General features: G+C 49.0%; 19 protein-coding genes. 5 read left to right on the forward strand and 14 right to left on the reverse strand.

Annotated features, from left to right (window positions below):
* Positions 1 to 223: 223 nt before the first annotated feature.
* Entirely contained in the window at positions 224 to 1,714 is a 1,491-nt protein-coding gene (locus C7R91_RS23625) for an NCS1 family nucleobase:cation symporter-1 (RefSeq protein WP_047067530.1), read from the forward strand.
* 123 nt (positions 1,715 to 1,837) lie between these two features.
* Here C7R91_RS23625 and C7R91_RS23630 read toward each other — a convergent pair whose 3' ends face one another.
* From C7R91_RS23630 to C7R91_RS23650, 5 genes are all read right to left on the reverse strand, one after another.
* Entirely contained in the window at positions 1,838 to 2,350 is a 513-nt protein-coding gene (locus tag C7R91_RS23630) for a hypothetical protein (RefSeq protein WP_047067532.1), read from the reverse strand.
* Positions 2,351 to 2,439: 89 nt separating this feature from the next.
* Positions 2,440 to 3,330, reverse strand: a complete 891-nt coding sequence (locus tag C7R91_RS23635; protein ID WP_047067534.1) for a nitrilase-related carbon-nitrogen hydrolase — start codon at positions 3,328 to 3,330, stop codon at positions 2,440 to 2,442.
* 34 nt (positions 3,331 to 3,364) lie between these two features.
* Positions 3,365 to 4,750: a dihydropyrimidinase gene (gene hydA / locus C7R91_RS23640; RefSeq protein ID WP_047067536.1), complete on the reverse strand. Its 1,386-nt coding sequence runs from the start codon at positions 4,748 to 4,750 to the stop codon at positions 3,365 to 3,367.
* 89 nt (positions 4,751 to 4,839) lie between these two features.
* Positions 4,840 to 6,117: an NAD-dependent dihydropyrimidine dehydrogenase subunit PreA gene (gene preA, locus C7R91_RS23645; RefSeq protein WP_047067538.1), complete on the reverse strand. Its 1,278-nt coding sequence runs from the start codon at positions 6,115 to 6,117 to the stop codon at positions 4,840 to 4,842.
* 15 nt (positions 6,118 to 6,132) lie between these two features.
* Entirely contained in the window at positions 6,133 to 7,479 is a 1,347-nt protein-coding gene (locus C7R91_RS23650) for an NAD(P)-dependent oxidoreductase (RefSeq protein ID WP_047067540.1), read from the reverse strand.
* A 186-nt stretch (positions 7,480 to 7,665) separates the two neighbouring features.
* Between C7R91_RS23650 and C7R91_RS23655 the strand changes: the two genes are divergently transcribed.
* Positions 7,666 to 8,178, forward strand: coding sequence for a hypothetical protein (locus C7R91_RS23655; RefSeq protein WP_047067542.1), 513 nt, complete (start codon positions 7,666 to 7,668; stop codon positions 8,176 to 8,178).
* Positions 8,179 to 8,187: 9 nt separating this feature from the next.
* On the forward strand, positions 8,188 to 8,616 hold the full coding sequence (locus C7R91_RS23660) for a hypothetical protein (RefSeq protein WP_047067544.1): 429 nt from the start codon (positions 8,188 to 8,190) through the stop codon (positions 8,614 to 8,616).
* Positions 8,617 to 8,626: 10 nt separating this feature from the next.
* Here the strand turns inward: C7R91_RS23660 and C7R91_RS23665 are convergent, their stop codons facing one another.
* The 3 genes from C7R91_RS23665 to C7R91_RS23675 all read right to left on the reverse strand — a co-directional run bounded on the left by C7R91_RS23665 (position 8,627) and on the right by C7R91_RS23675 (position 12,122).
* Positions 8,627 to 9,886: a hypothetical protein gene (locus tag C7R91_RS23665; protein WP_083994999.1), complete on the reverse strand. Its 1,260-nt coding sequence runs from the start codon at positions 9,884 to 9,886 to the stop codon at positions 8,627 to 8,629.
* A gap of 186 nt (positions 9,887 to 10,072) precedes the next feature.
* Positions 10,073 to 11,374, reverse strand: coding sequence for a hypothetical protein (locus C7R91_RS23670; RefSeq protein ID WP_047067546.1), 1,302 nt, complete (start codon positions 11,372 to 11,374; stop codon positions 10,073 to 10,075).
* Positions 11,375 to 11,540: 166 nt separating this feature from the next.
* Positions 11,541 to 12,122, reverse strand: coding sequence for an LOG family protein (locus tag C7R91_RS23675; RefSeq protein ID WP_047067547.1), 582 nt, complete (start codon positions 12,120 to 12,122; stop codon positions 11,541 to 11,543).
* A 95-nt stretch (positions 12,123 to 12,217) separates the two neighbouring features.
* On the opposite strand from C7R91_RS23675, the gene C7R91_RS23680 reads away from it, so the two are divergent.
* The gene (locus C7R91_RS23680; RefSeq protein WP_047067550.1) at positions 12,218 to 12,541 is read left to right on the forward strand and encodes a MazG nucleotide pyrophosphohydrolase domain-containing protein; all 324 of its coding nucleotides are present in this window, start codon (positions 12,218 to 12,220) and stop codon (positions 12,539 to 12,541) included.
* Positions 12,542 to 12,625: 84 nt separating this feature from the next.
* On the opposite strand, the gene C7R91_RS23685 is transcribed toward C7R91_RS23680, so the two are convergent.
* Together C7R91_RS23685 and C7R91_RS23690 are read right to left on the reverse strand one after the other, a co-directional pair.
* A complete protein-coding gene (locus tag C7R91_RS23685; protein WP_047067552.1) occupies positions 12,626 to 13,990 on the reverse strand; it encodes an aspartate aminotransferase family protein in 1,365 nt (454 codons plus the stop codon).
* 31 nt (positions 13,991 to 14,021) lie between these two features.
* Positions 14,022 to 15,530: a CoA-acylating methylmalonate-semialdehyde dehydrogenase gene (locus tag C7R91_RS23690; protein WP_047067554.1), complete on the reverse strand. Its 1,509-nt coding sequence runs from the start codon at positions 15,528 to 15,530 to the stop codon at positions 14,022 to 14,024.
* 132 nt (positions 15,531 to 15,662) lie between these two features.
* Between C7R91_RS23690 and C7R91_RS23695 the strand changes: the two genes are divergently transcribed.
* Positions 15,663 to 17,297 (forward strand): PucR family transcriptional regulator, encoded by a 1,635-nt coding sequence (locus C7R91_RS23695; RefSeq protein ID WP_047067556.1) that lies wholly within the window; start codon positions 15,663 to 15,665, stop codon positions 17,295 to 17,297.
* A 51-nt stretch (positions 17,298 to 17,348) separates the two neighbouring features.
* Here the strand turns inward: C7R91_RS23695 and C7R91_RS23700 are convergent, their stop codons facing one another.
* From C7R91_RS23700 to C7R91_RS23715, 4 genes are all read right to left on the reverse strand, one after another.
* On the reverse strand, positions 17,349 to 19,619 hold the full coding sequence (locus tag C7R91_RS23700) for a S8 family serine peptidase (RefSeq protein ID WP_047067558.1): 2,271 nt from the start codon (positions 19,617 to 19,619) through the stop codon (positions 17,349 to 17,351).
* A 95-nt stretch (positions 19,620 to 19,714) separates the two neighbouring features.
* Positions 19,715 to 22,117 (reverse strand): AAA family ATPase, encoded by a 2,403-nt coding sequence (locus C7R91_RS23705; RefSeq protein ID WP_047067560.1) that lies wholly within the window; start codon positions 22,115 to 22,117, stop codon positions 19,715 to 19,717.
* Between the two features lie 79 nt (positions 22,118 to 22,196).
* Positions 22,197 to 23,381, reverse strand: coding sequence for an MFS transporter (locus tag C7R91_RS23710; RefSeq protein WP_047067562.1), 1,185 nt, complete (start codon positions 23,379 to 23,381; stop codon positions 22,197 to 22,199).
* Between the two features lie 86 nt (positions 23,382 to 23,467).
* On the reverse strand, positions 23,468 to 23,935 hold the full coding sequence (locus tag C7R91_RS23715) for a MarR family transcriptional regulator (RefSeq protein ID WP_047067564.1): 468 nt from the start codon (positions 23,933 to 23,935) through the stop codon (positions 23,468 to 23,470).
* Between the last annotated feature and the right edge of the window lie 23 nt (positions 23,936 to 23,958).

Raw genomic sequence — 23,958 nt, forward strand, 5'->3', positions numbered from 1 at the left:
AGCTCGCACCCCCCTTGCTTCATCTTACCATCCCCCTTAGGTAAAAAGGTAGAATCATTCCCAATGTCAATGGCGAAGCTTGTCGTTGCAGGCTGTCTTTTTACGACGAAAAATCAGGTATTAGGCCTTCTTTCCCCCAATATAATGTTACAACTTGTATTCAAGACAAACTAAGGCGCTTGTCCGAATACGAGACATCTTGAAAAGCAAAGGAGGGAAAGAAGTGAAGACGCAGACGGTATCAAATGGAATTGTTACCCTGACCAAAGAAGGCGAAGAAACAATCAAGAACAGTCCGCTTTATAATGAAGGTCTTCGGCCGACGAGGACAGCAGAACACACCTGGACATCTTACAACTTCGCCAGCTTGTGGATCGGTATGTCGATTTGTTTGCCGACGTATGCGATGGCGGCAGGGTTAATTTCCTTGGGTATGAACTGGTGGCAGGCCATTTTGACGATCATCCTCGGTAACTGTATTGTCCTTATTCCCATTCTTCTCAACTCTCATGCCGGGACGAAATTTGGCATTCCGTATCCAGTTTTTGCGCGCCTCTGGTTCGGCTCCAAAGGAGCGCACATCCCCGCTGTCGCACGCGGTTTGATTGGTGCTGGCTGGTTTGGCATCAACTGTTGGTTCGGAGGTGCTGCCATCGATACACTCCTTATGTCGATGACAGGCTGGGCAAATATTCCCGGACACCTCTGGATATCCTTCTTCGGCTTTTGGCTGATAAACGTATGGGTCGCTTATCGCGGTCCAGAAGCGATCAAAAAAATGGAGGCTTGGGCTGCTCCCGTCCTGATCATCATGAGCTTGGCTCTCCTCGTCTGGGCGCTTACGAAAGCAGGCGGATGGGGACCGATGCTCTCGGCACCTTCGAAATTCACTTCCACTGCAGATTTCCTGAAGGTGTTCTTCCCAGCATTGACGGGAGCCATTGCTTTTTGGGCAACGATGGCCCTCAACATTCCGGATTTCTGTCGGTATGCCAAAAGTCAAAAAGCCCAAGTCATCGGACAATCCTCTTCGCTGCCGACCACGATGGGTTTCTTCTCGTTCATCGGAGTTGCCGTCGCCTCTGCTACCGTCGTTATTTACGGAGAAGCGTTGTGGGACCCCGCCGCCGTCTTGGCCAAATTCTCGCCTTTCGCCATTTTCCTCGGAACGATTGGAATTATTCTTGCCACATTGACGACCAACGTAGCGGCCAATATCGTTGCTCCCGCCCGGGCAGTGGAGAATCTGGCCCCTCGCCGTCTCTCGTATGAAGCTGGCGCCATCATCGCCGGGGTCGTGTCACTCTTGATGCAGCCGTGGTACATTTTGGAGAACTTCGGCAACTACATCTTTTTATGGCTCGGAACGTACGGAGCCTTGCTAGGCCCGATCGATGGAATAGCCATCGCTGACTATTGGCTCGTGCGCAAGCGGCGCATTCATCTAACAGAGCTGTACAAAACAAACGGAATTTACACCTACAAAACGGGCTTTAATGGCAGAGCCATCTGGGCGATGCTAATCGGGATTGCGATTCCTTTTATAAGTAAATACATTCCGGGCTTAACCATTATTTGGGACAACGCTTGGACTGTCGGACTACTGATTTCTCTAGTGATTTACACGTGGATGATGAAAAATGATGGCTCGGTCTTGAGTGCCAGCGATTACGAGAAAATCACGGCAAACAACAAACAAACGATTGCTTCCTAATAGCAAGCTACCAAAAAGACTGGCTGCCCCGTTGGGTTTGCCAGTCTTTCGTTTCCGTTTTGCGCCAGCATATTCGTTTGGGGAGCAATTCCAGTAATCACGTCAACTTTTGGTGTCTCTTTCTCACACATCGAGCACAGATAGAATCGCAATCTCTTCAATTTGAACGTCAGGCTCATAGCAAATGTAATACGTAAGCTCTGGGCTGATCCGATACCGGATCCCCCGGTATCCACAGGCAATCAAATACGCTCGCACCTTATCCCCTGTCCATTCCAGCCACTCTTCATAGCCCATTCCGTTTTGTCTCTGTTCGAGTTCCTCTTCTGAAAAAGCAGCACGCAATGCATCGATGCGCAGTTCATTTTCCCCATAGCGCTCGTCCAAACAAACGAGACCCTGCAATTGTAGCTGCTGGCTCAGCACGACTGCCTTCTCCCCATTGGTCTCTGCATGACAAATCGCATATTGTGCGGCGATTTCCGGATTGCTCACCAAGTAAACACCAGCGCCAAACACTGCCTTTGCACTAGCACCGTTTGTAAAATGACGCCGTTCTGCCCTTTCATACTTTTGCGCTTTCACGACGCGAAGTCCCTCGCCGTATTCGACCCCTCGATATACAATCTGCCTCATCCCTGAACGCTCCTTTTGACTCTGATGGAATCCTTCCAATGATGTGAAAAGGAGGAAGGCGCGTATCCGGCACCTCCCTCACTCTTGTATTAAGGTAAAAGCTTTACCATATCTTCGTAGGTCTCCGGTCTGCGATCCCGGTAAAATTGCCACGTATCCCGCACCTCATGAATTTTGTTGCGGTCCATTTCAGCGAGAATGACCTCGTCTTGATCCCGGCTCCCCATAGCGACAAATTGCCCGCGCGGATCGACCAAGTACGATTGTCCGTAAAACTCTCCCATGTTCCACGGTGCTTCTGTCCCTACCCGATTGATCGCAGCCACATAGTAACCGTTGGCTACAGCATGAGCAGGCTGCTCGAGCTTCCACAAGTATTCGGATAAACCAGCTACCGTCGCAGACGGATTGAATACAATCTCTGCTCCGTTCAAGCCCAGCAATCGTGCGCCTTCTGGAAAATGGCGGTCATAGCATATATAGACCCCGACCTTGGCAAAAGCGGTTTCAAAAACGGGATACCCGAGATTGCCGGGCTTAAAGTAATATTTCTCCCAGAATCCACAGCCACTGCTGCCCACTCCGACATGCGGAATATGCTGCTTGCGATATTTGCCCAAATACGTGCCATCCGCATCAATCACAGCGGCAGTGTTGTAATACGTACCAATCCCCACCCGTTCGTACACAGGTAAAATAAGTACAGTTCCTAACTCGCGGGCAAGGGAAGAGAACAGTTGGACGGTTGGTCCATTTGGAACTTCTTCCGCTGACTCATACCATTTCGGTTGCTGTTCGGCACAAAAATACGGGCCATAGAAAATTTCTTGCAGACAGATGATTTGTGCCCCCTTGGCTGCCGCCTCCCGCACCATCCTCTCATGCTTTTCAATGGCTTTTTCCTTGTGCAAATGAACCGGTTCGTCTCCGTGGACATCGTTTTTCGCCTGAATCAAGCCGATGCGAATGATATCTGCCATAAACGCCCTCCTCGCCTTTTTACGCTCTCCCTTATTACGGTCTTGCAAAGGTTGATCGTTTTACAAAGCGTCCAGCCCCGGCTTGACCGACGAATTGCTGATCGCGAATGACAAACGAGCCGCGCGAAAGCACCGAGATGATATCGCCGTTCACCACCATACCTTCAAATGGATTGTAGTCGACATTCATATGGTGAGTTTCAACGGAAATTGTACGCTTCACCGTTGGATCAAACAGTACGATATCTGCGTCCGAGCCTACCGCAATCGTTCCTTTTTGCGGGAACATCCCGAACAGTTTGGCTACTTTTGTTGAGGTCATATCGACGAACTGATTGAGGCTGATCTTGTCCTTTGCTACCCCTTCCGAGAAGAGGAGGCGCATCCGGTCCTCAATGATTGGTCCACCATTCGGGATTTTCGTGAAATCCCCTAGCCCCAGTTCTTTTTGTCCGGAAAAATTAAAGGAGCAATGATCAGAGCCAACCGTTTGCAAGATGCCGTTTTTCAACGCGCTCCACAGGACATCCTGATTCCACTTTTCCCGGAGAGGGGGGGACCAGACGTACTTGGCCCCTTCGAAGCCCGGCTTCTGTAGATCCGTTATATCGAGCACCAAATATTGCGGGCATGTCTCCCCGTACACATTCCATCCTTTTTCGCGAGCCTCTGCGATCCGGCGCACTGCCTCTGCACAAGATACATGCACGACATACAACTGGGCATCTGCCAGTGCAGTAAGTGCAATCGCACGCCCCGTCGCTTCTCCTTCTGCTTCAGGTGGACGAGTGTAGGCGTGGTACACGGGGTCTGTCTGCCCTTTTGCAATCGCCTGCTTAATCAAATAATCCAGAACGTCTCCATTTTCTGCATGAACCTGTACAAGGGCACCTAGTTCCTTAGCCCGAACCAACGTTTTAAATAGTGTCTCATCATCGGCCATCAGCACATTTTTGTAGGCCATGAATACTTTGAGCGAAGTAATCCCTTCATTTCGAACGACTGCTCCTAATTCCTCGAGCACTTGATCGTTTGCATCCGAAACCATCAGGTGGAAGCCGTAGTCAATGACCGCTTTGCCTCTTGCTTTTTCGTGCCAGGTCGAAATGGATGAATGCAAGGGCTCCCCTTTATTCGTCAGGCAAAAATCGATGATGCTCGTCGTCCCGCCAAATGCCGCTGCCTTCGTGCCTGTATAAAAGTTGTCGGAAGTAACCGTTCCGCCAAAAGGCATATCGAGATGGGTGTGTGGGTCAATCCCTCCTGGGAAAACATAGTATCCGGTAGCATCGATCATTTCGGCATCTTTCACATCCAAATTGGAGCCGATTGCGATTACCTTTTCCCCTTCGATCAAAATGTCCGCCTGATACGTGTCTGACGCTGTCACGACTGTGCCATTTCGAATCCATTTTTTCATCCGATGATCATCTCCCCTTCAACCCGTCACCGAGTAGACATGCCTTCTCTTGTACACGCTATGCACCCCACGCCGTAAACATGACTGGTTTACAGCTCGCAACTGCCACCCGCAGCCAAAGCAGCCTGCCGCTGATTCCAGCTAAGAGGGGCTTTGTCGCTCGGGATCTCGACCATCTCAATCGTTCCTTCCACTGGACAAACGATGGAGCACAAATTACACCCTACACAATCTTCTTCTCGTACGACCAAGCGCTCTTTGCCAGTCGCTGCATCAGGAACAATATCAATACATTGATGCGAGGTGTCCTCACAAGCGATATGACACTTGTTGCAATTGATACAGGTCTCTTCATGGATACGCGCCACGACCTTGTAATTCAGATTCAGATGGCCCCAATCCGAGTACGTATGCACAGCTTTTCCGACAATGTCCATTACGGAGGCAATTCCGCGCTGATCCAGGTAATTGGTAAGCCCATCAATCATGTCTTCCACGATCCGGAATCCATGATGCATGGCGGCTGTGCATACTTGAACACCCGTTGCTCCCATCAGCAAAAATTCAACGGCATCGCGCCAATCAGAGATTCCTCCAATGCCAGAGATCGGGATACCAACCTTGGGATCGCGTGCACATTCTGCAACCATGTTCAGGGCGATTGGTTTGACTGCTGGTCCACAATAGCCGCCGTGCGCCCCTTTTCCATCCACGTGTGGGATCGGCAGCCATTTGTCGAGATCAACCCCCATCAAGCTATTAATCGTGTTGATCATGCTGATGGCATCGGCTCCCCCCTGGCTCGCAGTGCGTGCAGTAAAGCGAATGTCCGTAATGTTTGGGGTGAGCTTGACGATGACCGGGGTTTGGGCGACTTCTTTTACCCATTCGACCTGTTGCCGGATTAAATCCGGATGCTGACCGACCGCAGAGCCCATCCCGCGTTCTGCCATGCCGTGCGGACAGCCGAAATTCAGTTCCAGACCATCCACGCCGATTGCCTCCACCTTTTTGACAATCTCGTGCCAGGCTTCCTGTTTATGTTCAACCATGAGCGAAGCAATCAAAGTGTGCTTTGGAAAACGGCGCTTTGTTTCATCCATTTCCTTCAGATTGACCTCAAGCGGTTTGTCCGTAATCAGTTCAATGTTGTTGAAACCAAAGACGCGCTGTCCTCCGAAGTTCAGACCAGCAAAGCGAGAGGTGACGTTGATGATCGGCTCTCCGAGTGTCTTCCAGACCGCGCCACCCCAGCCCGCTTCAAAGGCACGCTGTACTTGGTAGCCTGAATTAGTCGGCGGCGCAGAGGCCAACCAGAATGGATTCGGGGATTGGATCCCCGCCAGATTAATGCTAAGATCTGCCATGATAGGTCTCCTCCTTTATACTGGCTGTTTTTGATCACGGAGCGATTGGTGGATAGCATGAGCCGCTCGTTTCCCGTGGTTGGCTGCATCGACTACCATCGCATCAGTCTTGCCTCCACCAAAAATCACATCGCCCGCCGCGTAAACTTTGACGTGGGAGGTTCGATATGTGCCCTCCTCGACCTCGACAATCCCATTGCGATGCTGGAGCCCAAATGCTTCAATCAAAGACAGATGTCTGTTTTGTCCGATCGCTTTGACGACATAATCTACTTCGATGACAAAATGACTGCCCGGAATTTCTACTGGACGCTTTCTTCCTTTCTCATCCGGCTCACCTAGCTCCATACGTACCAGTTCCAAGCCCTTCACTCGACCGTTTTCCTCGAGTACACGGGTTGGGGCAACGAGCCAGCGAAATTCTACGCCGTCTTGTTTGGCGAATTCGTACTCAAACTGATAACAGGACATCTCTTGAACTGTCCGCCGGTACAGAATCTGAACATTCTCTGCACCCAGCCGTTTAGAACAGGTGGCAGCGTCAATCGCCGTATTTCCCGCACCAATGATGACGACTTTTTTGCCAAGCATCTCCTCTGACAGTGGCTTGGTCTTGGTCTCCTCCACGAGTGCGATGGCATCGAGGACACCTTCCAGGTCTTCTCCCGGGATATGCAGCTGAGGGACTTTGCCCATACCAGCTGCCAATAGGACGGAATCATACTGTTCCAATAGCTCTTCAGGGGCTACATCCTCGCCGACTCGTGTATTGGTACGTATCTCTACCCCCAAAGCCTCTACTTGCTCTACTTCCCATAGCGAAATTTCCTGTGGCAGACGGAACGACACGATGCCGTACGTGTTCAATCCTCCCGCCTTTTCTTTGGCTTCAAAAACCGTAACCGCGTAGCCGAGGCGCGCAAGCTCACGCGCTGCTGATAATCCCGCCGGGCCCGCTCCGACGATGGCTACCCGCTTTCCATTTGCTTCGCCTTTTGAAAAAAGCGTTGCTTGATTTTGGATTGCCCAGTCTGTCGCGTGACGCTGGAGAAGCCCGATCATGATTGGCTTGGAAGCTGAATTTAGCACACAGGCGCCCTCACACAGCTCCTCGGTTGGACATACGCGCGCGCAGCTCGCCCCGACGGGATTCGATTCCATGATGGTCCGGGCTGATCCGAACAAATTCCCGGTCGCAATTTTTTTGATGAAGGAAGGGATGTCAATCGACGTGGGACATGCCTTAATACAGGGTGCGTCGTAGCAATACAAGCAGCGATTCGCCTCATGGATGGCTTCCATCGGTTTTAGGGCAGGCACGACTTCCGCGAAATTTTTCGCGAGCTCATTGGGAATGCTCATCTGTCCATAACCTCCTCACCAGATCTAAACATGCTTGCTATTAATCAATGTGTGAAATCGCTTTTTTATGATTGTTACATTTCGTATTTGGCTAGTGAGGAAACGAAATCAATCTGCTTGGATTGACATGAATGATTTCATGTTCGAATAGGATAAAAACAAACAAGGAAGGAAGGGCCGTTCCGTATGAAGGATTACGACCTGGAGATCAGTGTATTGAAACAAAAAATCGTGGAAGCACATGCGCTTCTGAGCCAATTGGAAACTGAGCGCAAAAACTACCTGACGCAACTCGAAAGGCGCAAAGCGTTTCTCTCTTCGCGCGAAATACTCGAAATCCTGGAGACAAAAGCTGGCCGTGTCGGCAGTATGGCTACCGTCAAACGCTGGGCAGATCAAGGCTATTTAGGGGATTGTATAGACGAACGGGAGACCTTCCCCCTTTTGGTCAGTAAACAAGGTAACAAACGATTTCTTTTTCCTCGAGAATCCGTACTCACTTACCTATATAAAAAAGGGTATCTTCGCCCGAGCTACGAGGTTTTGGATCGTGTCCAGCTCACAAGAGAGAGCATTTGCTGCTGGGGGATCATCACCTCCGTCGAACGAAGCGATCAGCACTTCACCTACCAAGTCCAATTGGAAAAAACGGGAGAAGTATTGTTGGCGGTACCAGAAGAAGAACTGCTCATCCCATAAGGAGGCACTATGGAACTGGCCGTAATCACGCTGGAAAATACAGTTGCCAATCAAGAGAGATCACGACAAATCCGCGACTTGCATAAAAAAAAGGGCCAGACCCTCGCCATTCGATTTAGCGAAGAACTGACCCATATTATTTTAGAAGCACCATGCTTGTATATCCCCGACCAGGAGTGGCTCGACGAAGCTGTTGGCTTCGAAGGAATCGTAAAAAAATCAACGGAGTACTACGAGCTGCACCCTCGAACCAAAGGGAAGACTGTCAACCTTCACCTTGATTCAGAATTGGCAGCTGAGCTGGAGCTCATTCGCTCTCTCGTCAGCAGCAAAACGCAGCAGGAAGTCCTTCGCGAGTTGTTCGTTCGAGGCATGCGCTCGTATCTGGCCGAGAAGGAAGCAACCAGCTCCCCCATCAGCACCAAAAAAGAACGATAATCCCTGCTCCTTACCAAGTAAACGTGATTTTGTCGCCCGTGATTTGATAGCGAACCGTGTAAGTCTGTTTCTTCTCTTTCGCGCTGATTTCAAACACAATTGCTTTTTTCGTCAGATCAGGCTTGACTGTATTGACATCCAGCATATCAAATGACTCGTTTGCCTTTTTCTCCATCCCTACAATTTCTATCTTTTCATGGGTAGCGACGTGATAAACTCCCACCCCCATCATTGTCTGATACAAGATCCAGTTATTGTCCAGCCATGTTACTTCATCGATAAAATAACCTGGGAACAGTTGGGCTTGTGGTGTGTAATCTGGCTGGTAGAAACGAATATTCGCGTTATTGTACAAATTGTCTGAATCAATCACTGCGATTTTTTTCTTGTCTGGTGATGGGATTCCCGCTTTTTTCGCCAATTCGATTTTTTCTTTTTCATTTTCGATCCTCAGTTTTTCAATCAAAAACAGGGAATCTTCTTTGGAAAAGACGATGTTCTTTACGTTTTTCAAATCTGCGAGCTTGTCTTTGCTCGGAAAATTATTGTAGATGGTTAGCGTTGCGTCATCGGGCATACCATCGTAGGCAATGCCTCTGGATGGATACTCCCAGGCGTATGTACCGATTCCTCTAAGGTGATACGAAAAATCCGGCTTACCCCAAACACCAAAGATAGAGAAATCAGCATATTCTGCGGGTGCCCCTAATTTTTCACCATAGTCTTGTAAATTTTTAGCCATATCAACAAGTGCTTTTGTATCGGCGATCTGATCACGACGATAAATAGAAATGGCTTTTACTTTATCCTGCTCAAACGTGAAAAACAAGTGATAGCCCTGTTCCGCATAGCCAATCACCGAAAGCTTATCATCAGTAAAATGTGGTTTCCCCAAGACTCGGACGATCTCCTCTTTACTTTTGGAGGTCGTAATCCCTTTTACAATTTCGCCTTTATAGGAAGGTTCAACGAGAACGGCAAACGCTTGGTTGTTTTCGTCCCACTTCAAACTGATTCCCGATGGATAATACACATAATCATCAAATTCTTTCACGGATTTCCCCAGGAGCTTCGTAAGCGAATCTTGTTTCCACTGATGGGAAGTGAAGGTATTCACGAGCAGCTCTTTTGACAAATCTGCTGGTGCCTGCACGGATGTTCCAGTACCGCTTTGCGGCTTGATTGGCATTGTCGTTGATGCGTTTGCTGCGAATGCTGTCGAAGCGAACAAACAGCAGGACAACAGTAGCATTATCGCTTTCTTTTCCACTTCATTCCCTCCCAAACTATCAGCATAACTATACAACCATCGCCATAAAACAACGGTTATCCCTAAATTATACCAGAAATAGACAAAATCCGCTAAACGGAATTTTTCATCCATGATCAATATAAAAGAGTAAAGCGTCCTTACCCTGAACTTGTGATGGAAAGGACGCTTTTCGATGCACGATATTTATTTCGATTCACCGTTGAGATAATTGAAGAATGGTTGATCTACCCAAAATTTGTATGTCTCTACCTTTACTTTGTCATTCAGCTTGTGAAAGCCTTCCACGACTTTTGGTGATTCTTCATTCAGGGAGAACGACTGCACAACATAACGACCATCTTTTAACACGTTGTTCGTAATGACAGCATAATCAGCCAGCTCCGTACGGGAATGATAAAGCGGCTGCCACCAAGAAGCCTTGAGCAACCCGGTCATGTCCTCTTGATCTCGTTTGGCATATTTCAAAACAAGTGGCTGGAACTTCTCTTTCTCTTTTACGCTGTCGAATTCCAGACTGAGATCGTATTCCTTGGCATACGCAATGTAGTTGCCGTTTTCAATCTGAACGACCTCATAGTCGGCTGTTTGAACGGGCTCTCCCCATTCCTTCAAGTAAATGAAGGCAGATGTTTTTGGCTCAAATTGAACCTTGGCATTGACACCTTCACTTTTTAACAGGCCGATTAATTGAATGGCGTGAGCGATATCACTATGCCCATACGTAATCGTGCGCTGCGGATCAAAATGAGGATCGAATGCGGCATCCTTCAGATTGTAGCCAGTAATCAGGTTTTGCTTCAAGCCTTTGTCTACGAGTTCTTGCAACTCACCGGCTTTGATGATTTGCGATTCGTTCCACGCCTGTACGAGCTTGCCAAAAATCTCTTCATCGGCGATTGTGCCCAAATAGTTTTTGGCAGAGCCATGGAACTCTGCTACTTTGGCTAGCAATTGACCCGCAAGCTCTGCGGATACGACCCCTTCTACAGAAGCAGACTTCAGAGCATTGGCGGACACAAGTCCCGTGTCAATAGCTACAGCCAGCTCTTGTGCAGCCTGCAAGGTAAGCGCGCCGCCTTTTTTGTACGAAATCCCTGCTTTTTTCAAGGCAGCCGCCACTTTTTCTTGGCTATATGTATACCCGAGCTCTTTTAACTCAGCAGCTTTTGCGGCAGCACTGACTGCTTCCCATACAACCAGCTTGGAGGCATCTTTGGATACAGGCAAGAAAGTTTTGGCTGAGAAGTCTTTTTCCGATATACTTGTGGAAGTAGATACGATCTTGACCAATGCTTTCTCAAATTGCTCGCGAGTTACCGTCTTGTCAAAAGTCACACCGTATTGCTGCTGCAAAAAGCTGTTCCACTCTACGTGCGCTTCTACCGTTGTTTTCGTTGTTGCACCGACTGCGGTTGGAAAAACGAGCGCCGCAGAGAGTACGGCAGCTGAAGTGGAGAGTTGTAGCCATTTCGCTGATCTGTTCATGAAGAATCCTCCTGACGTATGAAGACGAGTCATATTAATATTATTCCTATGCGTTTACTGGGGATATAATCAACTACATTAACACTCCTGCATTCATCCTGTCAATAACTAGAATAACCCGAATTCCTCCTGCAAATGGAGGGCTTCGGGCTATTTTTTCACGTTCTTATTTATCCAGTTCCGACCACTTGTTCACTTTCACTGGCGGTGTGTAATCTCTCATCCGATCTAGCAAAACAGCGGGATCACTTTCGCACAGGATCAATTCGCCCTGCATAGCGGGAATAAATCCGGCTTCAGTCGCATGCTCCACCATTTGCATCAACGGCGTATAGTAGCCGTCCACGTTCAACAGTCCGATTGGCTTTTGGTGAATACCAATTTGGCCCCAGCTCACGACTTCAAAAATTTCTTCAAAGGTACCTAATCCGCCCGGCAAAGCAATGAAGCCATCAGACAGATCGATCATTTTCGCTTTGCGCTCGTGCATCGTCAGGACCTCATGCAATTCTGTCAGCCCTTTATGTACGATTTCTCCACGGAACAGTCCTGTAGGCATGACACCGATCGCTTTGCCATCGCCTTCCAGTACTGCATTTGCAACGCGCCCCATCAGTCCCATGCTGGAACCACCATAGACCAATTCAAGACCACGAGCGACCAGTTCTTTTCCCAACTCCTGTGCATACCGCTCAAAAAGTGGGTTTACACCCGGATTGGAACCTGCATAAACACAAATACGTTTCATGTCATCCTCCCAAAACTTGTTGAAGTAGAATGGCTTTTCCTAAATTTCTTTGCGTGTAATATAATTATACTAAAATCAGGAAGGGACAGATATATGTGAATATAACCGAGTTTCAAAAATGGGTTGGAGATTTTTATCAAGAACGCGGATGGACAGAGTACGGCCCGTTTATTCGTGTAGGTTTTCTGATGGAAGAGGCTGGCGAGTTGGCAAGAGCTGTTCGGACCATTGAAATTGGGCGAGATCGTCCTGATGAAGGGGAAAAACTCGCTGGGGAAGCTCGGCAGGAGCTGGTGGAAGAGCTGGGCGATGTACTCGGGAATTTAATCTTGCTGGCCAATCAATACGAGGTTCCTTTTGAAGAGATTTTGGAAGCACATCGAGAAAAGCTGCAAAAGCGCTATCAGCTCCATCGTTGAATAAATACAGCGGCAGCCTAGGATTTTCGCATCTCCTAGTCTGCCGCTGCTTTCATCTATTCGTTCTATTCGTACAAGCTACTCCTACTCCAGTGTATCAAAGGCTTCCTTCATAACCTGCGCAATAAAATCGATATCATCGCTCGTCGTGGTAAACGGTGGCGAAAGTGTCAGCACATTGTTGAAGCTCGGAATGGTGTCGCCATTACGCCCGATGATCAGCCCACGCTTCTTGCACTCGGCAATCACCTGTGTCAATTTCGCTGGCGCCGCAGGTTCCTTTGTTTTACGATCCTCTACCATTTCAATCCCCATCAGGAAGCCGAAGCTGCGGATGTCTCCAACGTATGGATGATCTGCGAGAAAAGCCAGCTTGGCACGCAATTCTGCACCGAGCTCCTCAGCTCTCTCCACCAGTTTTTCCTCTTCTAAAATTTCGAGATTTTTCAGGGCTAGTGCGCATGCCGCCGGATTGCCGCCGAACGTATTGACATGACGAAAATGCAGATTATTCCCCTGCTCATTGAATTTGTCTGCGATTTCAGCCCGTACAGCTGTTGCGGAAAGTGGCAAGTAGGCGCTCGTAATACCTTTGGCCATAGTCACAATGTCTGGCTTGATTCCGAAGTTTTGGTGCCCGAATTTTTGACCGGAGCGGCCAAATCCGCAGATGACCTCATCTACAATCATCAACACACCGTACTTATCGCAGATTTCCCGCACTTTTGGCATGTATTCCGGCGAAGGAACGAGGACGCCTCCCCCGGTAATGGTCGGCTCCATGATGATGGCAGCCACTGTCTTTTCGCCTTCCCAATTGATCACTTGATCGTAGTATTGGGCGCACTCCAGATTGCATTTGCCGTACGATTTTCCAGCCGGACAGCGATAGCAATAAGGCGGCGGTACATGAAGGAAGCCAGGTGCCAATGGCTCGTATTTTTCCTTTCGTATGGATTGACCAGTTGCAGCGAGAGCCCCCATCGTATTCCCGTGGTAAGCGCGATGTCGCGAAATGAATTTGTAACGGCCCGGCTCTCCGTTCTGGTGATGATATTGTCGGGCAATCTTGAATGCGACCTCGTTCGCTTCCGAGCCGCTGTTAGAAAAGAAGACCCGATACTCCTCGCCAAGCCATTCGCTGATCTTCTCGGATAGACGAATAGCGGGTACGTGGCTTTGGGTGAGTGGAAAATATGCCAATTGCTTCAGCTGCTCGTAAGCGGCGTCTGCGAGCTCCTGCCGGCCATAGCCAACGTTTACGCACCACAAGCCAGACATCCCATCCAGATAGCGGTTCCCGTCGATATCGGTGATCCATGATCCGCTCGCTTCCGTTACGATCATCGGATTGGGGTTGTAGGGGGACATATGGTGCCACATATGCGAACGGTCGGCATCCAGCAAGCTCTCTTTATCAAAATCTTTTGTCACTTGTTCTTGCTCCATCGCGCAATCCTCCTTCTTTTTTCGTAAGAGGTTATTTTACAAACACTTTTTGCGAGCCTATGCTGGTATCGCCATCTTCAAACCATCTGGATGTGACCGTTTTTTTCTTCGTGAAAAAGAGGACGCCATCTTTTCCATTTGCATGCAAATCACCGTAAAAGGACTGTTTCCAACCCGAGAAAGCAAAGAAGCCCATCGGAGCAGGCACCCCTACATTGACACCGACCATCCCCGCTTCCACTTGCTGAACGAATTCTCTTCCCCATTTTCCGTTGTTCGTGTAGATGGTCGCCCCATTGCCAAAACGCGAGCGGCTGATCGTCTCCAAGCCCTCTTCAAAGTCTTTCACACGCATGACACTGAGGACAGGCGCGAAAATCTCGTCACGGACAATGACCATCTCTGCATCTGCCCTGTCAAAAATCGTTGGCCCGAGGAAGTAGCCATCCGGCAGCTTTTTCGCATCCTCGCGACCATCACGTACCAGCTCGGCACCAGACTCGACACCTTTTTCGATATAGTCATGTACTTTGGACAAGTGCGAATCACGGATGACAGGACCGAGATCGATGCCTTCCTCCAAACCATTCCCCATCGCGAGAGCATTCGCTTCCTCGATCAGATGCGCGATCAGCTCATCGGCAATCTCCTCGACAGCTACTACAGCGCTGGCTGCCATACACCGCTCTCCTGCACAGCCAAAAGCTGAACTCGTAATTGTTTTTGCCGCGCGCTTCAAATCCGTGTCAGGCATGACCAAATGGTGATTTTTCGCCCCAGCCAGTGCTTGTACGCGCTTCCCGTTCGCCGCTGCTGTCTTGTACACGTATTCTGCAACCGGCTGCGAACCGACAAACGAGATCGCTTTTACGTTCGGATGCTCCAACAGACCATTGACGACATCATGCGCTCCGTTTACGACGTTGAATACACCGTCTGGCAGCCCTGCTTCCTTTAGCAGTTCGGCGATCCGAATCGAAGACAGTGGCGTACGCTCCGAGGGCTTCAGAACAAACGTATTTCCTGCGGTAATCGCTATCGGGTACATCCACATCGGGACCATCACAGGGAAGTTAAACGGTGTAATCCCGCCGACTACCCCCAAAGGAAAGCGGATCACCTGACTGTCGATGCTGTTTGCGATATTAGGCAATGTTTCACCCATCATCAATGTCGGCATCCCACAAGCGAACTCTACCATTTCCAGCCCACGCAATAGCTCCGCCTGTGCCTCAGGCAGATTTTTCCCGTTCTCCATGGTGATCATCCGAGCGAGTTCATCCTCGTGCTTTACGAGAAGACTATGAAAACGAAACATAATGCGCGCACGATCCACGACAGGGGTAGCACTCCAGCTCACAAACGCTTCCTTTGCAGCAGCAACAGCCTTGTCCACATCTTCTTTTGTCGACAGTGGCACGCGCGACAACAATTCTCCTGTTGCCGGATTGGGTACATCCTCAAAACGTGTCGTTAGTGAATCTACCCACTGTCCCCCAATGTAGTTTTTCAATGGATTTCCAACGATAGCTGTGTTCATCCCTTCAACTCCTCACGTTCAATTGATTGACAATTACATTTTATCCAAAAATAATGCCTGTCAGCACTAGACAAAGCGTAACGCATTACGTAGGGTTAATCTTACAGAGTGTAAATAGAAGAGGTGATCCTGATGAGCAACGATTTGCGCCTGACCATTGCAGAAATCATCAAGCGTCCATTGTTTCAGCATGCCCAAGTCGTGGCGGGGCATCGTGGCCTGTCCCGTCCCGTTCGCTGGGTTCACGTCTTGGAGACTGCCGATACGGGACAGTTTTTAAATGGCGGCGAGCTGATCCTTTCAACCGGACTAGGATTTGGTGAAGAAAAGGAAAAGCGACTTGCGTATTTAACAGAGCTGATTCGGCGAAAAGCAGTCGGGCTGTGCATCGAGCTGGGACGTTACATCCCCTCCATCCCTGAAGATATGATTGAGTTGGCGAACCACCACCAGTTTCCATTGCTCGTTTTTCATCAGCCTGTCCGCTTTGTGGACATCACGCAAGATTTGCACGAGCATTTGATCCATACGCAGATGCAAGCACTCCGCAATCTCGAAGCCTACTCTCGCAGTTTGCAACAGCTCAGCTTGCAGGCAGCGGGCATACTCAAGCTATTGCAGCATTTTCAGGTGGCGGTTCAGACGCAGGTCTTCTATTACGCACCAGATGGCTCGACACAATTTGCTCCAGTGGTACCGCATGATGTTGCAGTGGAGATGAGCGATTTGATGCGCTCTCATTTTTCGCGACTGGACAGTAGTGAAGCTGGCGTCCGCTTCCTTTCTCTATCTGCGACCAGGCAGCTTGCCTATCAACCCGTGATGGCAATGGGACACGTGCTCGCTTATGTGGGCATTGTTTTGTTTGAACGCAGTCCGGATGAGTATTTGCTCCTGACCTTAGACAATACGGTCAGCGCGATGGCCCAAATTTTAATGCGGAAAATGTTTGTGGAAGAACAGGCGCTTGCTACCGAAAATCGGCTGTTTGATGATCTGATCGCCAATCGCTCCATACCAGAGGAACAAATGCGTTCCTTGCTCGGTATCACGGGCAGCGGTAAAACCTCAGCCTATCACATGATTATTTTATCGTTTGAGAAGCGGAAGAACCTGGCCGAGGACTCGCTTCCGCCGCACGATCTGACGGCTATCTTCCGTTCACTTATGACCCGTCATCACTTTCGTCCTTTCATACGTTGCATGGGCCATCGCTTTTACTTTTTGCTGATCGAGCAACGGCCGCTTACAGATTCCCGGCACACCCTGGAAAAAGCTTTTTGCGATGTAAAAAGAATCATGACGCAAATGCTAGGAGCAGATGCTCAAATCAGGATGGGCATCAGTCGAGCCGGAAAACGGTTGTCAGACGCTGGACGGCACCTCGCCGAGGCGGAACAGGCACTGGCTTTTTGTCAGGAATCATCGAGCCCGTTTTTCGCTGATCTCGGATTGTTCCGACTCCTGTTCCACATACCTAGTGAGCCTGTGCTAAAGACCTTCATAAGCGATTACCTCGGCCCGCTGTTAGCCCATGACCAAGCACATGGCTCCTCGCTCGTTCATACGCTGCGTGTCTATTTGGATAGTAACCTGTCCAAGCAGGAAGCTGCGGAAATACTGTTCATTCATCGTCAAACGCTCTATCATCGCTTGGAAAAAATCGAAGAAATTCTCGGTAAGGATTACACGGCAACGCAAAACAGGATTTGCTTGGAAATCGCCATGCGAGCGCTGGACTGGTTAAGCAAGGAAGAACAGCACTAAAAAAAGACACAACCTTTCATCTGTTCAGAAGAAGAAGGTTGTGTCTTTGATTTATTTTTCTGGCTTATTCATATACAAGCGATACTTCGCTTCTTTGCCTTCCTTTAACACCACACGAATTTTGTACAGGCCGGTTTGCTCGATATTCACGGTTAGTTGCTCAGGATTGTCGGACGTTGTGGCAGACGCAAGCTCTTTTGAACGACTGTTATACACGTACAAATCAACATCTGCATCCTCTTTCCAGTCTACGGACAATTCCAAATCCCCAGGCTCATTGACGCGAATGGAATAGTCCATGTATTTCTGCTTCTTGGTCAGCTTTCCTGTTCGGAAAGGCTCCTTTTCAACCGGGGGCTCCTCCTCTTCCTCGTCATCGGTCTTTTGCCATTTTCCCGTTGTTGCTAGCGCATACGGCTGAGGTCCTTTTGGGATGTTATAGCCTTCGACCGTCACGGTGTAGGTCCCCTCTTCCGGCTCGGTAATCCATACTTGCTCGACGTTGTTCAGGTTGTCCACTTCGTCGTTGTACGGGGCCTCAAAAAAGTCGTTGCCGTTCAGTTTTTCTCCACTCGGTGTCGTCACCTTCAGATTCAAATCGTTGACGAGTGCACGCTTTGCGACTATAGCAGCGGGATAATCGGTCCACGCAAGCGTAATGGCCAAAGGCTTGGAATCATCTGAGACCTTGACCTTATACGTAACTTTTTCACGCGTGCGAATGCCATCCTTCTCGTCCTTGTAGCTCGTTTCAATCGCATTCGCCAGATTGGCTCGTCCGAAGCCTTGCTCTCGCATGTCTTCATCCAAGTTGTCGGCACTCGTCAACAGCATGGCTTTTACTAATGCACCGCTCGGATTTTTTTCCCCTTCTTCTTGCAAAAATTCCCGGATTTGTGCCACACCACCCGCTAAAATTGGCGTAGCCATGCTCGTGCCGCTCATATAGGCGTAATGTTCATTAAAACGCTTGTAGAAATTTTTGCTCGGTGCCAGTGAAGAGCGCGTGGACAAGATCGCTGTACCAGGCGCGACAATATCGGGCTTTAAACGCCCGTCGCCTGTTAAGCCGCGACTGCTCGATACCCACACATCGTCCGCTTTATCGGAGTTCTTCCCCAAGCTGGGACGAACATTTTCCGTAGCGCCAACGGCGATGACGTTTTTAGCCGTGGCTGGGCTCCCGATCGTTTTATAGCCTTTCTGGCCGTCGTTTCCAGCCGCAACAAGCACCGTCATATCTGGATGCTCCCATAAAAAACGATCAAACAGCAGCGATGACAAGCTGTACTCTCCCTTATCATCCGCCCCCCATGAATTAGAGTGAATGCGGGCTCCCTCTTCGTATGCTTCCTGCAAAATGGTCTCGACATCCGTAACGAGCTTCCCTTTCGCGTTCTCTATGGAATGAAATATGAGCTTGGCACCCGGTGCCGTTCCTTTATACTGTCCATCTGATGCTTCACCTGTACCTACAATGGACCCGGCTACATGCGTACCATGACCATGGACATCGCTTGCATCATTCGGTCGGCCAAGTGAAATGAGCTTCTCAATCTGGCCCTTAAAATCTGGATGCATCGTTTGGAGCTTCCCTGTATCAAGTCCGGTATCGGCGACTCCGACGATTTGTCCCTTGCCTGTGTACCCTGTCGAGGCCAGCTTGTCCGAATGAATGATGGTAGCTGCCACATCATTGTGCAGCTTGTTTTCTGGCACGGGGACAACCGCAATGACATCATCTGATTCGATCACTTGTTCAATCGTTTCCTGATCCATCTTAGCGATTGATATATGCGGAGCATCCTCTGGTGATTGAATGTCTCGTATATCTTGATCCTCCGTCATTTTCGTCATTGTTCGATACATGTCCACCCGTTGATTGAAACCAATGACGGCAACATCGACCCGCTCTCTGTTTCCTCCTTCAAAGCGAAGCTCGGACGATACCTTGGACTTCGGTGTAAAGGCCATCACATCTTCGACAAAGGAAAGCTCCTCGACTTCCCTTCTTACCTGTTCATCCTCTATTTTTGCGATGAATGCATAATCCGGTATGTAATCACCAAGCGTGACGCCGATATCTTCCAGTTCTTCTTTCCACTCCTCACGAACAGGACCAGATAACTGAATAACGACGAGCTCAGACTCTCTCTTTTTCGACGATAGCTTGTCCAGTGCAAGACCCTTATCTGCTTCGATCTGGATATTGCCCCGACGCTCTCCCTCTTGCTTGGCATCCGCCGGAATGCCCTCTAGCGAAAGCGTCAGAACAAGTGTCGTGCATAAAGCTGCTTGCCATTTTTTTCGCAAACCAAACACCCTTCCCCCCATGGCATAATAAAACCATTTCTATCCATTATAAGAGAAAGGGTGAATTGTCAAAAGAGTAAGATGGCATAGACATGGGACAAAAACTATTTTTTTGTCCCATCCTCTTCTACCGTCCACTGTAATAGCGGTTGAAAATCGGTCCATGCCAACTGCATTAGCATTTCCTGATTCCATTCCTGCTTCGGAATATCCATTAGTCGCACAGCCTGATTTTGGATCGCCTCTTGCAAAAAGTTATGGCTAAAACGACCGTTGCCATTTAATCGATGATCACTGGCTGCTTTATCCAAGGACAGTGAGATCATTTCCAGCACGTTTTTCTCAATCACATACCCCACATTACATGCAGCCTGTTCAAGAATGTGCACGAGTTCCTGCACCGTGTAATCGGGGAACGCAATATATTTTTTAAACCGTGACAAAAGTCCAGGGTTGCTCATTAGTAGTGAATTCATTTCGAGTGGGTAGCCTGCGAGGACCACGACCAGATTCTCTTCGTGCTTGGTCATCTCCTCTACGAGCGTGTCAACCGCTTCCTGGCCAAAATCCCTCTCTCCCCCGCCGAGCAAGGAATACGCTTCATCGATAAATAAAACGCCACCCAAAGCTTCTCGAACTTTTCTGCGAGTAAGCGCTGCGGTCTGACCGACAAACCCTGCTACCAGGTCGGCTCTACTCGCCGTAACAAGATGACCGCGTTTCAAATAGCCGATTTCTTGCAAAATCTGCGCGTACAGCTGGGCAACCGTCGTCTTCCCTGTGCCTGGATTTCCAGTAAAGACGGCATGCAGCTCAATCGGACTTTTCGGCAGGCCTCTTGCTGCGCGTTCTTGCTGGACGGACACATACGCAGCGATTTTTTTCAGCTCCATCTTCACTTGGGCAAGACCAATCAACGCTTGCAGTCGAGCTTCCGCATTTCTTTCTTTTTGCGGCGGATCGAAGCCACGTACATCCTCGGGCTTCAGAATCGTAAAGTCATCCCATTTCAGTTCCTTACCGTCTGTCTCGCGTCCTTTAGCAAAGATAGCATCGAGCACGATATTCGTGACTGCCCGTGCATTGCCAAACGTCTCATCTACTTGCGCTTTTTCAATGCGCTGGCGTAGCGTAACTTTTGCCGCCTCTGTCAGAGTAAAATCGTTCCGTACAGCTACTTCTTCTGCGATTTGCACCAGTTCGTCTGCCTGATAGTCCGGCAGCAAAAAGTGGCCTGTCTCTGGAAAACGGCTATTCAGCCCAGGGTTGGCGTACAAAAAATGCCGCATTTCTTCGGGATAGCCCGCCAGCATCACGACGAAGCGTCCTGCATACTCACCACTCGTCATAGCGGATACAAGCGTGTCTATCGCCACTTGTCCGTAATCACTGCCGGAGCTATCTGGGCGCTTTAAGCTATATGCCTCATCGATAAACAGGACGCCGCCGTCTGCCTGCTTGATCGCATCCATGACGCGCTGCTCGGTCTGTCCCACGTACGCGCCGACCAGCTGAGAACGATCCACCTCGATGAGCTGTCCTTTTGCCAACAGCCCTAGCTCTTGATACAGCTTGGCGATCAAGCGAGCCAAAGTCGTCTTCCCAGTGCCTGGGTTCCCCATCAGTACGAGATGAAGGGGGAGCTGGTCCTTCATATGCCAGCCCTTTTCTTCGCGCAGCTGACGGTAGTGAAGAAATTGCGCCAACTGCCGAACCCGATGTTTGATCTCATCCAAGCCGATCAACTGCTCCAATTGCTCTAAAGCACTCCTATCTTGCTGCGGCGCTTTTTCGCGATCTTCTACCCTTTCGTTCCTTTGCGGCAGGAGCTTCTCTTTCTGCTCTTGCTGGTTCGTTAAAGCGCAAATCGTCTCTTGCAATTGGACGAGCATTTCACTGGAGTAAAAGACCCCGGATAAAGACGCTCCATACGCATGAACACGTTCCTGCAATTGTATTAATAAGTTTTCTCGTTCCGTGTATAACAGCACGAGGCCAGCAGCCGTAGCTTCCGCCTCCGAATCGTTCCACTTTTGCGCTGCCAGTAGCGTTTCCTCCGCAAGAGAGCGCCACTTCGTAATTTCAGCCAGTTCATTGGTTGCCTGCTCTCCCAGCACCTCAACTGTTCTCCTGCGCATGACGACGTTATCCGTTTCACGCACGGACTTGAATTCAGTGAGAAAGGCATGGGATCGCAACTGTGTAAAGTACAGCTCGAGCTTAACTTCCCCAGCGTAGGGATAATCAGGGGCTAGTTGAAGCGCACGATCTACCCATTCAGCTGCAAGCGTATGGCCTCCTGTTTTGTGCATCCGCAAAGCAGACATCCGCGTCAACACCATCGCTTCCATCAAATCAAGCTCTTCACCTGGATGTTCTTGGCGATGCTGTTGGAGCATTTGCAGGAATGTCAGGCATTCGCCTTCGGATAGTGACTGGATGCTGGACGGATTTTCGCTAAAACCTGCAATCAGTACCCTCGGGTCCCGTTCTTCTTGATGCTGCATCTTTTGATTGCTCCTCCCGCTCCATTGTTTCATCCCTGTTGTAGCATATTTAGCCGAACATGAAAAGTCTGTTCGAACATTAGAGCTCCCCTTGCATATTCACTGCGGTTCTTTTCACCTTTTGTCGTGCGAATAAGGCCGCCAAAGCAATGAGGATACCAGCCATACCAAATTCAAACCAGACCCCTCCCCATTCTAACAGCATCGCACCTACAACAGGACCTGCAGCCATCCCCGTATATCGGATGAAATTGTACACACCAATGGAAGTTGCACGCTCTGCTTCAAATACTTCGGATAGCAAAATCGTATGTGCAGGCATACCTACACCCAAGGTTAAGGCAAACAGCGTACTTGTTATGGCAAGCAGAAGAAAAGAAACATCAGCCGCAGTCATAAAAAGAAACATCGCCAAAGCATTTGAACCGGTCGTCACCAGTAATGTTTTACGTGCTCCCCATCGATTTTGCAGGACAGCAGACAGCTTGCTGCTGATAATAAAGACAGCTGACACGAGCAAGAAGACCAATCCGATTCTTTCAACGGAGACTGCGTAGTGGTGCGTCAATTGGACCGGGAGAAACAGCAGAAAGCAATAATAGGCGTACATTTGGCTAAAACCGATCAAAATGACAGATCCACCGACTGGGTGGAGTAAAATATTACGGAAAGACCCTCGTGTAAAACTGCCTGATGAAGTAGCTTGATTCCTTTTCGTTTCGGGTAACAGTGTAGCATTGATGCCGACGAGAAAGACTGCGCAGACCGCCAAAAACAAAAAGACCGCTGAATGTCCGCCGATGCCGCCAATCCAGCCTCCCAACAATGGACCAATTGCCGGACTGAGCGCAAGCAGCATCTGATAAGTACCCATCGCAGATGCACGTTGGATTCCTGTAAATAAGTCTCCAATGATCGTTGCGGCTATGATCGGAATGGCAGCAAACCCCGCTCCTTGTAAAGCCCGGAAAAATAGTAGCCCATAAATAGAATCGACCAGATAGCATCCGATTGACGCGATCGCAAACAGGATCAGGGCAGGTATCATGACACGTTTTCGGCCGAACCGATCGATAAATGGTCCGTAGATGATTTGCATAATCGCGAGCATGACGGTAAAGATTGAAACGGTCCAGTTAATCATGGTTGCACTCGTCTGAAACTCTTTTTGCATGGCAGGTAAAATAGGCATGAACAAATTTTGCGCGAACATACCTAGCATTAGCGTTATCCCAAGTAAGTACAGTACTTTTTTTGGATTCATGGTTGCTCTCCTCTTATCTCTTTAATATTGTGTCCACGGAAACAATTTTTACAAAAAAAATAATGAACATCAGTTGTTTGTTTCCCCTAATCTTCTGTTGCTTCTCTTATGACCTCTTCCAAAAATGCCAATTCAGCGGGAGTATACCTATCCAAGAATCGGTACACGTCATTCTCCAGGCGTTGATGGTAGTGTTCGTGAATCTCGTTTACCATTTCTCCTGCTGATGTCAGCCTGAAAAAAACTTCCTTCTGATTGTCTTCGAGTTGATAGCGCTCGAGTAATCCTTTCTTCAAAAGTTTGACTGTTATTTTGGATATCGCACTCTTTGTTACCCCAATATGCTGTGCAATTGTCGTAACATTGACTCGATCCTTCCTCCCTACTTCTTGAAGGACGTGCAGCTCTGTTACGGATAACCTTCCAACTTTATCGTAATCAGGTACGCTGATTTTAATCTGGCGCAATAGCATTTCTTCACGTAGCTTGCTGCGCTCCTCCTGTTTATGTAGAAAGGTGATCCATCGATTCCAAAGCTTCTTTTTCGGGTCCAATGCAGCATCAGCTCCTCATCTAA

The organism is Brevibacillus formosus, assembly GCF_003013405.1.
GTDB classification, from domain to species: domain Bacteria; phylum Bacillota; class Bacilli; order Brevibacillales; family Brevibacillaceae; genus Brevibacillus; species Brevibacillus formosus.

Bases quoted from the DNA above. Each gene is read 5' to 3' on its own strand.
- C7R91_RS23690 (WP_047067554.1), bottom strand. From the start codon at position 15,530: ATGAACACAGCTATCGTTGGAAATCCATTGAAAAACTACATTGGGGGA.
- C7R91_RS23650 (WP_047067540.1), bottom strand. From the start codon at position 7,479: ATGAGCATTCCCAATGAGCTCGCGAAAAATTTCGCGGAAGTCGTGCCT.
- C7R91_RS23660 (WP_047067544.1), top strand. From the start codon at position 8,188: ATGGAACTGGCCGTAATCACGCTGGAAAATACAGTTGCCAATCAAGAG.
- C7R91_RS23705 (WP_047067560.1), bottom strand. From the start codon at position 22,117: ATGCAGCATCAAGAAGAACGGGACCCGAGGGTACTGATTGCAGGTTTT.
- C7R91_RS23670 (WP_047067546.1), bottom strand. From the start codon at position 11,374: ATGAACAGATCAGCGAAATGGCTACAACTCTCCACTTCAGCTGCCGTA.
- C7R91_RS23685 (WP_047067552.1), bottom strand. From the start codon at position 13,990: ATGGAGCAAGAACAAGTGACAAAAGATTTTGATAAAGAGAGCTTGCTG.
- C7R91_RS23655 (WP_047067542.1), top strand. From the start codon at position 7,666: ATGAAGGATTACGACCTGGAGATCAGTGTATTGAAACAAAAAATCGTG.
- hydA (WP_047067536.1), bottom strand. From the start codon at position 4,750: ATGAAAAAATGGATTCGAAATGGCACAGTCGTGACAGCGTCAGACACG.
- C7R91_RS23630 (WP_047067532.1), bottom strand. From the start codon at position 2,350: ATGAGGCAGATTGTATATCGAGGGGTCGAATACGGCGAGGGACTTCGC.
- C7R91_RS23710 (WP_047067562.1), bottom strand. From the start codon at position 23,381: ATGAATCCAAAAAAAGTACTGTACTTACTTGGGATAACGCTAATGCTA.
- C7R91_RS23635 (WP_047067534.1), bottom strand. From the start codon at position 3,330: ATGGCAGATATCATTCGCATCGGCTTGATTCAGGCGAAAAACGATGTC.
- preA (WP_047067538.1), bottom strand. From the start codon at position 6,117: ATGGCAGATCTTAGCATTAATCTGGCGGGGATCCAATCCCCGAATCCA.
- C7R91_RS23695 (WP_047067556.1), top strand. From the start codon at position 15,663: ATGAGCAACGATTTGCGCCTGACCATTGCAGAAATCATCAAGCGTCCA.
- C7R91_RS23675 (WP_047067547.1), bottom strand. From the start codon at position 12,122: ATGAAACGTATTTGTGTTTATGCAGGTTCCAATCCGGGTGTAAACCCA.